We start from the raw sequence: 9,743 nt of genomic DNA on the forward strand, positions 1-9,743 counted from the left end.
TCGACGAGGGCCTGCACGGCTCCGACGTCGTCTACGCCCAGACCTCGAGGCGGGCGACCCGCTGCCCCGTCGTCCCGTTCAGCACGGCCACGGCGGCGGGCGCGCGGGCGTGGGTCGACCTGCTCGCCGCCCTCGAGGGGCACCTGAAGCTGGCCGAGGCCCGCCCGGGGATGCTCACCGACCACGCCGAGCTGCTGTTCGCCCGCACCCAGGGCCACATCGCCTCCCTGACCAACCTGCTCGACCGGGCCTGCTACGTCGCGATCACCACCGGCGCCGAGAGGATCGACGAGGCTGTCCTGTCCCATGTCGTGACCGACAACGCCGCGCAGAACAGTTACGCCGGCGCTCAGCAGCACCCCAGCCAGCCTTCCCAGCCACCACGCGCCGGTGGGCGCGGGCGCTGACACGGCGACGAGGGCCGAGGCAGCCGGGATGGAGCAGGAGGAGCGGTTGCCCTCGGGTGGGCTGATGCCCTGGCAGACCCCCGCGGGGCTGCGGGCGGCGCGGGCCGCCCGCAGGNGCGACGAGGGCCGAGGCAGCCGGGATGGAGCAGGAGGAGCGGTTGCCCTCGGGTGGGCTGATGCCCTGGCAGACCCCCGCGGGGCTGCGGGCGGCGCGGGCCGCCCGCAGGCCGCTGCGGCGGGTCGCGGCGCCGACGCGGGTGTGGCGGGACGGCACACCGGGTATCGGGCGGTGGCCGATCACGGTGCCGCCCGTGCCCGGGGAGCAGGTGCAGGGGTGGCTGGCCCGGGTCGGGTATCGCTACGACCTCAGTCCGCACCAGTGGTTGGAGGCCGCCGGCGCCAGGACGAACCTCACAGAGATCAGCAGCGCCGCCGAGCACCTGCGCCGCCACCACGCGGCGGTCACCACCGCCCTCGGCTTGGACGGGTTGCCGCTGGGCGCCGCCGGTGACCAGTTGGCCCGGCAGTTGGCCGAGGCCGTGGCCGCCTACCGCCGCGACTACCGCGGCGACAGCGTCCGGGCCGTCGCGCTGGACGGCACCCGGTACTGCCCGGTGTGCCTGGCCGACAACGGTGGGGTCTGGCCTCAGCGGTGGCGGTCCCCGCTGCACCTGGTCTGCACCGACCACGAGGTCCTGCTGGAGAGCATCTGCCCGGCCTGCGAGAAGTCGCCGTGGTCGACCTCGGTCTGGACCACCCGGGCCTGCCCGCCTTGGGCCTGCCCCGAGCACGCCCCCGGCCCCCACACCCTGCGCACCCGCTTCCAGCCCTGCCGGCACGACCTGCGAACCACCGCCCCCCGGGACGCCACAGCTGGGCAGATCGGGCTGCAGCGGTGGGTTTTCGCCCTCGCGTCGGTCGCCGCGGGCGACCCCCACGGGCCGGTCACGGTCGCCGGGCTGCCCAGCACCCACGGCGACCACCTCACTGCGCTGCTGGACCTGCTCGACGAGCACGCCCTCGGCTCGTACGCCATCTACGACGCCGCCACCGACGGGGCCCGGGTGCTGGCCGGCCTGGCCGCCGCCGCCGACGTCGTGGGGTCCCTCACCCCGGCGGAGGCCGCTGCCGCGGCCGACGCGCACGGCCTGCTCGACCCGGCCGGGCAGTACACCCCCATCGCCGGCGAGACCCGCGGACGCCGGCGCCACCCCGTGCTCGGCGAGGTCCGGCTGCTGTCGGTCGCGGCGCACCTGTCCCCGCCAGCGCAGCTGACCTTCCGCACCGGCCGGGCCCACCCCCGCTACCCCTCTCACGACCTCGGGCCGCACCACCCTGGCGATCCTTCGACCGACCGGGTGCCGCTGGCCTGGATCGCCCAGCAGCTGTGGCCCGGCGTCCTGGCCGAGCACCTGGACGCTGGCGACTACAAGGCCCGGGCCTGCGCGGCGATGCTGCTGGCCCGCCTCGGCGCCCCACGCCCGTGGCAGCTGATCGCCGTCGACCTCGGCCTGCCCCGGTCCCTCGTCTCCTACGTCCCGGCGATGGTCCGCCGGCTACGCCGCACCGGCGCCTGGCCGGACTTCCTCGCCGGCCTGGAGGACCTCGCCGACCACCTGCACGCCGCCCCGCCCACGATCGACTACTCCGACCGCCGTTGGATCGGCGGTGACGCGAAGATGCTGCGGGCCGCCCTGACCGTCACCCGGTACGAGCTGTGCCTCGGGCCCACCATGACGGTCTCCCCCGCGCTCGTGCGGGTCTTCTGGGAGACCTACACCGGCGGCGACGCGCGCCTGTGCCGCGCGCCCGTCGCCCTGGCCGACGCCGACCACGCCGCCCACCGCGCCTTCGCCGCCAAGATCAGCGACAGCTGCGACGAGTGGTTCACCCACGCCGCCCACTACCTCGCCGCCAAGACCGACACCGGCGGCGACGAGTCCCTGTGGTGGCTGCCCCCTTGAAGCACCGCCCCCGAGGACGCCCGCCCCTGCCCGCCCCTGTTCCGCCCGAACTGGAACGGCGAGGACCACCGGAACGAGTGGACCGGGCCCCAGCACATGTTCCGGCAGGCCGCGACGGCCCTGGCCTCCAGCGGCGCCCCGCCCACCGCCACGAAGTGGATCCGCGAGTACCTCCGCATCACCTACGGCACCCCCCACGTCGACAGCACCGAGAACTACCCCGCCCAGATCAGCGCCCTCGTCGCCGCCCTCACCGGCGGCACGTCGAGCAAGCGCGTCCACCTCGACCGCCTCACCCGCCAAGCCCTCGACCACACCGTCGCCCAAGCCACCAAGACGCACCCCCCCTGGAGAAGCCTGGACCAGACGAAGAGATGGATGAGTGCGGACGAGAAATGAATCACCTCAATCATTCAGCACGTCACCGCGCTCGAGTCTGTGCGCTTTGCCTACGGGCACTTCCCGGCCTGGGGGAAGGCGGCAGATTCGCCCAGCTGCCGGTACAGCAGGACCGTACTAGGCCCTCGATCTAACGCGCTGACGCGCCGCCTCTAGATCGAAGACCTTCGCGACTGAGGGGCCCTTTGTCGGTACATCGGCCAACGAGTACTCCTCCAAGGCGGCCCACCGCGCCACGGCGTCGGCCGCGACACCAAGGCGCTTACCGACGTCTTCCACACGCGCGCCTTGGGAAGCCCTTGAAAGAGCCTGCCGGAAGAGAATGGGCTTTTCATCGGCAACCTCGACCGGCTCGTCGTAGCGCCACCCCTGAGAGGACAATTGGATACTGAGGCTTCGATAGCGGGCCCGACTAATAACGTCCACATCCCTGGCGCGCTTGAGGATGCCGCCTACGGACACGCCGTAGTCAGCCTTGATTCCGAGGTAGGCGTGCAATTTGAGTCCCTCAGACACTCGCTGTTGTATTACACGTGTCGGCAGCAGAACTGCCCCCGCCAAACGGAAAGCCCTACGCTCCTCAATCGCGCGGACGCTGGTAATTGGCACGGCAAGGTCCCGATCGAAGATCAAGTGGCCCAACTCGTGCATCAAGGTAAGTCGCTTTACTGGCGGCGGTAACGCTGGCGTTGCCACACCGATCAGAGGACGACTGTTGAGAGAGGACGGACGTGAGACTCCGGCGTGCGCGCTCCCGTCCATGGCGAGGTGGTCTAGATGGTGCACTACGCCAATCCCCAGACGCTCCAGGAGGCGGGTGACGTTAAGGACCGGGTCTTCCTTTCCAAGCCCTGCTCGCCTTCGAATCTCGGCACCTACAGCCTCGGGGTCATCTGTCGAGACGTCTAGATCTGGCAGGTCGCTCTCGTGATAACCCGATGCTTCTGACGCCCAGTGAAACAGTCGACTGGCCTCGTCGTAACAAGCTGAGACCCGCTCCTCATCACGGCGCGTCGCTTTTGAGGATTTACGGAAGGTTGCTTGCGCTCCAACCCACGCAGGCGTCGGCACGTAGAAAAAGCTAGTAGGCAAAGCGAAAGCGAGGGCTAGACGCTCCACCACCTCGACGGGCAGTAGCTTAGTGCCGCGTTCCACGTGAGATATGAATGAGGGAGAAAGATCCACCCGACTGGCAAGGTCTTGCTGCGTTAGCCCATAGAGATGGCGGAGTACAGTAAGACGTTGTCCTCGCGGACGGACCGCCTCAGCCGCCAACGTTGTCCTCTCGATCAACACGCGCAAAGAGGTCCTCTTCGTCGGCGCTGCCCTCGAACCGTCGTCGCGTATAAATCTGCCCATGAGGCTTGAGCTCTAGAACAAGGTCACACGGCACCGCTTCGCCGTACACCCCCGGCCCTCGCGGGTGGACAATGCGCACGGTGAAGCCCTCGTCATTTGCCGCAAAATCCCACAAGAGCAACAGCTGACACGCATCCGCCTCGCCTTCGATAGGCGGCTCGGGCAGGGCAATATCGAGAGGCGGATTCAGCCACTTATTGCGTCGGGCCGTATTCGACCCCGCGGTGGGCACGCCGCCCGGGTAGGAGGACCTTCGCTCCTTTAAGAAGGTGAGGTTCAGCTCCAAGTCTTGATGCTGCAGCAACAGCTGCCCCATCTGCCGGGCATTTCCCGCCACGTCCCACCCCGGGGGCAGCTCGGCCTCTTCAGACTCAAGGTGTTCACGCAGAAAAGCGCGCACGAGGAGCGGCCTGACATGCGGGTACTTGGTGTGCTCGAGCCCCTTCGCCCGCATGGACGTGGTAGCGATGGATGTCGCGACCCCGCTGTAGATGGCTTGGCTCAACGCCTGAGCCTGCACGGTGATCACCGAACGCAGGTCAAGAGCGTGCGTAGCGAGCTCGGTCACGATGAGCCTCCTAGCGAGCGGCAGGTCAGGATCGTACCACTGATGCAAGGTAGCTCGGGGTCCCCTGAGCGTCGAGTTGTCTCGAGCAGACTGCAGATCCCAAGACGCTCGCGGTGGCACGACGTTGTGAGTCGCCAGGTCAGCTGGCGGTCCCTACGACGAATTCGCCGAGTTCCTACAGGAACTGAGTGGCGCGCCCTGGCCCGGGGTGTCAGCTGTGGACCGCCACCACCGCTGTGGGATTCGCCGCAACGTGTCGTCGTACGGATTTCGTGTCATCGCCGTGTCGTCGTTCGGATTTCGTGTCGCACCGACGGCCCCGACGACGATCGTCAGGGGGTGGCACGGCGGCGGTGACCCGGCCGTGCCCGCGAGCCAGGTCCGAGCGTGCGGGTGGTCTCTACGCTCGCGTGGTGCTCGAGCGCGACGAGGTCGTCCGGCTCTACGGGCCCTGGCGCCGGCGCACCCCGCTGCAGGCGAAGCAGCTGCTCGCCGGCTACCCGGGGCCGTGGTGGGTCGCTGGCGGGTGGGCGATCGAGGCCTTCACCGCCCGCCCACGCCCGCACGCCGACCTCGACATGGCCATCCCCCGCACCGACGTGGCCCTGCTGGTCGACTACCTCGCCGGGCGCCTCGACGTGTGGGCTGCCGACCACGGCGCCCTGCGTCCCCTGTCAGCACCCGCGTCGTCTGCGCCGACTGTGCCGGCCACCTGCACCAACCTGTGGCTGCGCGCCGGCGGCGACAGCCCGTGGGAGTACGACGTGCTGCTCAGCGACGTCGACGACCAGGGCCGCACCTACCGGCCCGCACCCGGCGTGTCCCTGCCCCTCGAGCAGGCGCTGTGGACCCGCGACGGCGTGACCTACCTCGCCCCGCAGATCCAGCTCCTGCACAAGGCCCACGCGACGCGCGCCAAGGACGACGATGACCTCCAGGCGTGCCTGCCGCTGCTGACCCCCAGCGCCCGGGACTGGCTGCGCGCGAGCCTGGACGTCGTCCACCCGGACCACCGCTGGAGCAGGCACCTGACCTGAAGCCGCCGTCGCCGGGCGTCCCGGCGGGACACCCGCCCGCTCGGAGAAGCACCACCGCCGGTCTCACAAGGGATCCTCATACGGCACGGCCGCTCGGCCCTGGGTCAGACGCTTCTTCGGCGGTTCGGCTCAGTCGGCGGCCGAGGTCGGTGTGCTGGTAGAGGACGTCGCGGCCGGCGCGGCGGCGGTGGATCAGGTCGGCGGCGTTCAGGACGCGTAGGTGGTGGGCCACGGTCCCGAGGGCGAGGCCGGTGGCGGCGGCGAGCTGGGAGGTGCTGGCCGGCGTGTCAAGGCGGGTGAGCAGGTCGGCGCGGGTGGCGCCGAGGAGGTCTCTGAGAGCTGTCGGGGCGGTCGTGGGTGAGGTCGGGGCGAGGGCTCCTCCGGCGGGGTAGACCAGCGCGTAGGCGTGGGGCTGGTCCCACATCACCCAGCCGCGGGGGGCGGTGATGGGCACGAGGAACAGCCGCGCGCCGGTGAGGTCGCGGGGTGGGCGGTCACCGGCGTTGATCTGCAGCTGCCCCTCGCCGAGCCAGCGAATCTTCGGTCCGAGGTCGGCCAGGGCCGCGGCCCACCCGCGGCTGGTCATTGCGGCGCTGCGGGCGGTGATGTCCGCCTGCAGCTGGCGCCGACGGCGGGGCCAGTCGGGGGCGACGGTGTGCTCCCAAACCCACGCGAGCAGGTCCGCGGTCGCCCCGGCGGGGTCCGGGACCTGTACGCCGACGGGCAGGGGCGCCCCGGCCATGGCGACGGCGAGGTCGGCCAGGGCAACGTCTCGGGGGGTGGCGCGGACGGTGGCGAGCTCGTCGGTGACGCGCGCCTCTCGCGTGACCGGTGGGGCCAGGAAGTAGTCCGGGACCCACTTGTGGCCCAGGACCTGGTCGAGCAGGTCGGTGGAGAAGGGGTCGGCGGCGACGCGGGCGCGGAAGGCGGGCCGGTGCGCCTCGGCCCAGGCGCGCTGCCAGGGCGGGGCGTCGCCGGTGGCCAGCAGACCCAGGGCACCGAAGGTCTCCGACAGCGGCGACAGCGCGAAGCGGCTGGTCGCCAGCACATCCGCGGTGACGCGCCAAACCCCCACGGCTACCTCCTCATCCCAGCTGTCGGACCGTCGCTCCGGACCGGGCGCTCTTTCGACCAGGAGCGAAACGGTAGGTCGTGGGGTGGCTGGCGTCGACGGTGAGGCGTGTGGCGACCTACTCCAGCTTGCTGACCGTTCGGGACTACCCCGCCCTCGTCGTGACCTCGGGTCTCGGCGTCGGGGCCGGCGTCGTCGGCGGCCTGGCGCTGGCGACGTTGGTCTTCGCCGGGACCGGCTCCCCGTTGCTAGCCGCGGTGGCGATGTTCGGGCGCGCCTTCGGCCACCTCGTCGGCGCCTCGTTACTGCTGCACCGCGCGGATCGCATCCCTCCCCGCGCCGGGCTGGCCACGCTGGCGCTGTCCCAAGGCGCCGTGCTGGCCGTGCTCGCCCTCCCGGGCCTACCTGTGGTCGCCGTCCTCTTCCTGGTCCTGGGCTCGGGCGTACTGGCGTCGCTGGGTGCCGCGGTCCGCTGGGGACTGGTCGCCGAGGTCCTGCCCGCCCAGTCCTACGTGCTGGGCCGCTCGCTCGTGCAGATGACCACCGGCGCGGTCCAGGTCGGCGGCAACGCCGCCGCCGCCGGTCTCCTGCTGCTCCTCGAGCCGGCAACCGTGCTGCTGCTGGCCGCCGGGCTCGACGGCGTCGCCGCCGCCGTCCTGGCCCTCGGCCTGTCCTCTCGGGCCCCCCGCGCGAGCGGCCGCGCTCCTCGGGGGGCCACCTGGGCCGGCAACCGGCGCCTGTGGGCCCTGCCCGGCGTCCCGGCGACCTACCTGGCGCTGTGGGTGCCCAACGGCCTCGTGGTCGGCGCCGAAGCGCTGTTCGTGCCCTACGCCGGCGCTGCGGCCGGGCTGCTGTTCACCGCCGGCGCCTTGGGGATGCTTGCCGGGGACGCCGTCATGGGCCGCTTCGTGCCCGCTTCCTGGCGCCCGCGCCTGGTCACCCCGACCCGGCTGCTGCTCGCCGTCCCCTACCTGGCCTTCGCCCTCGCCCCGGCTGTCCCCGTAGCCGCCGTGCTCGTGGCCGTCGCCTCCGCCGGCTTCAGCGCCGGGCTCCTTCTGCAAGAGCGCCTGCTCACGCTGACCCCTGCCAGTGACCGCGGCCACGCCCTCGGGCTGCACTCCTCCGGCATGCTCGCCGGCCAGGGCATCGCCGCCGTCCTGGCCGGCGCCCTCGCCGAGGTCCTCGGCGTCCGCTGGGCGATGACCGCCGTCGCCATCGCCTCCGTCGCCGTCACCATCGCGCTCACCCCCGCACTGCGCCAGCCGCTCACCACGACCTCGCGGGCGGGGACCGCCTGACCAGGGCCAACAGAGGATCGACAGCTGGACGCTGTCCGGCCAGCGATCCTCAACCGGCACCAACGTGATGGCCGGTGGACGTCTGCAAGCCCCACGATGCAGTCATGCCTGCCCAGGTCCGCACCGCCCGCCACGAGGACCTCACCGCGATCCAGGGCGTCGAAGTCGCGGCCGGCGCGCTCTTCGCGACCGTCGGCATGGACGCCATCGCTGAGGACGACCCGCCCTCCCTCGAGGAGCTGGCCGACTACCAGCGCAACGGCCGTGCCTGGGTGTCCGTCGACGACCGGGACGTCCCCGTCGGCTACCTGCTCATCGACGTCGTGGACGGCAACGCCCACGTCGAGCAGGTCACGGTGCACCCCGCCCACGCCCGCCGTGGCCGGGGCCGGGAGCTGCTGGACGTCGCGGAGGCGTGGGCTGCGGCGTCGGGAAGGACCGCGCTGACGTTGACCACCTTCGCCGACGTCGAGTGGAACGCCCCCTACTACCGGCGGCTGGGCTTCCGGGACATGACGCCGGACGAGGTCGGTGACGAGCTACGGGCCGTCCGCGTCCGAGAGGCAGCCCACGGCCTCGACGCGTGGCCGCGCGTGTCGATGGTCCGTCCCGTCCGGGCGACGTCGCCCTCCCACTGACGATCGCCGACCGACAGGGCGTCCGCACTGTCGACAAGAGTGGGTGCTCGTCAGGCTGTTGGCTGCCGGTACGCGTGGGGCAGGAGCTCGATCGCAGGAACGACTTCAGCGCCCCGCGGGCCGTCGATGATGACCCGCACGTCGGGATAGAGGTCGGTCAAGACCTGGCGGCATCGCCCGCACGGCGCCAGGACAGCGAGGTCGGAGCTCGCCACGGCCACGATGACCTCGAGGCGGTCGGCAGTCAGAGAAGCCGCCAGTCCTGCGACCACCAACTCCGCGCACGGGCCGCCGGTGAAGTGGTGGACGTTGACCGCGGTGTGCATTCGCCCGCTCGTGTCTCGGGCCGACGAGACGACGGTGTGAGTGAAGTCCTCCGGTGGTCGGCGCTGCTCGAGGCGACGCGCCGCCGCTGTCGCGGTTTCGAGCACCTCGAGGTCGTTGCTGGACAGCATGCGGGCATGGTCGCTGGTCCCGTGCCCAACGCGGTGGCACGGCACAGCAGGAGGCACCAGCTCCACGCGAGAGCCCCTTTCGGCAGGCGACCGCCTGCCGGCGAGCCTCGGCCTGGCTAGAGGACCTCGGCGCCGACGACCTCGGGCCGTCCCGCTGTCGATCCTCAACAGGCCACGTCTTCCGAACAGTGGCGTGTGGGTGAAGGCCCGCCGTGGTCCTTGGGCGGACTGCGATGGTTGGTCGGTGCTGCCCTCATGTCGGTTGAGCCTCGCCGGTGGCCGTCTCCACGCCGTCGTCGACGGCGGTGCCGCGCCCCGACCCGGGTACCAGCGCGCCCTGGCGCGAGCCACCAAGCGGGTCTCCGTCCTACGGATGCCCGAGGGGCACCATGGCCTGGATTGGCTGACGCCCATCGCTCCGCGCGTGGAGGAGCTGCTCGTCTTCGACTACGCCTGCGACGACCTCAGCGCGCTGCATCACTTCACCAGCCTGCGGAAGCTCACCTGAAGTGTAATCACTTTGGTGGACACGGAAAGGCTATGCCG

Annotated in this window: 10 protein-coding genes and 1 pseudogene; 7 read left to right on the forward strand and 4 right to left on the reverse strand. The window is 71.3% G+C overall.

Annotated elements, in window-relative coordinates:
* From WDZ17_RS16810 to WDZ17_RS16820, 3 genes and pseudogenes are all read left to right on the forward strand, one after another.
* A pseudogene (locus tag WDZ17_RS16810) lies at window positions 1-407 on the forward strand (hypothetical protein); the annotation flags it as partial.
* 176 nt (window positions 408-583) lie between these two features.
* On the forward strand, window positions 584-2,371 hold the full coding sequence (locus WDZ17_RS16815) for a TniQ family protein (protein ID WP_339576329.1): 1,788 nt from the start codon (window positions 584-586) through the stop codon (window positions 2,369-2,371).
* A gap of 96 nt (window positions 2,372-2,467) precedes the next feature.
* Window positions 2,468-2,770 (forward strand): hypothetical protein, encoded by a 303-nt coding sequence (locus WDZ17_RS16820; RefSeq protein WP_339576330.1) that lies wholly within the window; start codon window positions 2,468-2,470, stop codon window positions 2,768-2,770.
* Between the two features lie 117 nt (window positions 2,771-2,887).
* On the opposite strand, the gene WDZ17_RS16825 is transcribed toward WDZ17_RS16820, so the two are convergent.
* Together WDZ17_RS16825 and WDZ17_RS16830 are read right to left on the reverse strand one after the other, a co-directional pair.
* The gene (locus WDZ17_RS16825) at window positions 2,888-4,129 is read right to left on the reverse strand and encodes a helix-turn-helix domain-containing protein (RefSeq protein ID WP_339576331.1); all 1,242 of its coding nucleotides are present in this window, start codon (window positions 4,127-4,129) and stop codon (window positions 2,888-2,890) included.
* On the reverse strand, window positions 4,035-4,697 hold the full coding sequence (locus WDZ17_RS16830; protein ID WP_339576332.1) for a hypothetical protein: 663 nt from the start codon (window positions 4,695-4,697) through the stop codon (window positions 4,035-4,037). The genes WDZ17_RS16825 and WDZ17_RS16830 overlap by 95 nt, the downstream gene beginning before the upstream one ends.
* 413 nt (window positions 4,698-5,110) lie before the next feature.
* Between WDZ17_RS16830 and WDZ17_RS16835 the strand changes: the two genes are divergently transcribed.
* Entirely contained in the window at window positions 5,111-5,734 is a 624-nt protein-coding gene (locus WDZ17_RS16835; RefSeq protein WP_339576333.1) for a nucleotidyltransferase domain-containing protein, read from the forward strand.
* Window positions 5,735-5,810: 76 nt separating this feature from the next.
* Here the strand turns inward: WDZ17_RS16835 and WDZ17_RS16840 are convergent, their stop codons facing one another.
* Window positions 5,811-6,809: a helix-turn-helix domain-containing protein gene (locus WDZ17_RS16840; protein ID WP_339576334.1), complete on the reverse strand. Its 999-nt coding sequence runs from the start codon at window positions 6,807-6,809 to the stop codon at window positions 5,811-5,813.
* A gap of 107 nt (window positions 6,810-6,916) precedes the next feature.
* Between WDZ17_RS16840 and WDZ17_RS16845 the strand changes: the two genes are divergently transcribed.
* Together WDZ17_RS16845 and WDZ17_RS16850 are read left to right on the forward strand one after the other, a co-directional pair.
* A complete protein-coding gene (locus WDZ17_RS16845; protein WP_339576335.1) occupies window positions 6,917-8,104 on the forward strand; it encodes an MFS transporter in 1,188 nt (395 codons plus the stop codon).
* Between the two features lie 104 nt (window positions 8,105-8,208).
* Window positions 8,209-8,742, forward strand: coding sequence for a GNAT family N-acetyltransferase (locus WDZ17_RS16850; protein WP_339576336.1), 534 nt, complete (start codon window positions 8,209-8,211; stop codon window positions 8,740-8,742).
* Window positions 8,743-8,792: 50 nt separating this feature from the next.
* On the opposite strand, the gene WDZ17_RS16855 is transcribed toward WDZ17_RS16850, so the two are convergent.
* Complete coding sequence (locus WDZ17_RS16855) at window positions 8,793-9,197, reverse strand: cytidine/deoxycytidylate deaminase family protein (protein ID WP_339576337.1); 405 nt, start codon at window positions 9,195-9,197, stop codon at window positions 8,793-8,795.
* A gap of 262 nt (window positions 9,198-9,459) precedes the next feature.
* On the opposite strand from WDZ17_RS16855, the gene WDZ17_RS16860 reads away from it, so the two are divergent.
* Window positions 9,460-9,705 (forward strand): hypothetical protein, encoded by a 246-nt coding sequence (locus WDZ17_RS16860; RefSeq protein ID WP_339576338.1) that lies wholly within the window; start codon window positions 9,460-9,462, stop codon window positions 9,703-9,705.
* The last annotated feature ends 38 nt before the right edge of the window (window positions 9,706-9,743 follow it).

The sequence above is a fragment of the Pseudokineococcus basanitobsidens genome (assembly GCF_037482545.1).
Lineage (GTDB): Bacteria > Actinomycetota > Actinomycetes > Actinomycetales > Quadrisphaeraceae > Pseudokineococcus > Pseudokineococcus basanitobsidens.

Coding starts and splice junctions, on each gene's coding strand:
- WDZ17_RS16815 (WP_339576329.1), top strand. CDS start 584: ATGCCCTGGCAGACCCCCGCGGGGCTGCGGGCGGCGCGGGCCGCCCGC.
- WDZ17_RS16820 (WP_339576330.1), top strand. CDS start 2,468: ATGTTCCGGCAGGCCGCGACGGCCCTGGCCTCCAGCGGCGCCCCGCCC.
- WDZ17_RS16825 (WP_339576331.1), bottom strand. CDS start 4,129: ATGGGCAGATTTATACGCGACGACGGTTCGAGGGCAGCGCCGACGAAG.
- WDZ17_RS16850 (WP_339576336.1), top strand. CDS start 8,209: ATGCCTGCCCAGGTCCGCACCGCCCGCCACGAGGACCTCACCGCGATC.
- WDZ17_RS16855 (WP_339576337.1), bottom strand. CDS start 9,197: ATGCTGTCCAGCAACGACCTCGAGGTGCTCGAAACCGCGACAGCGGCG.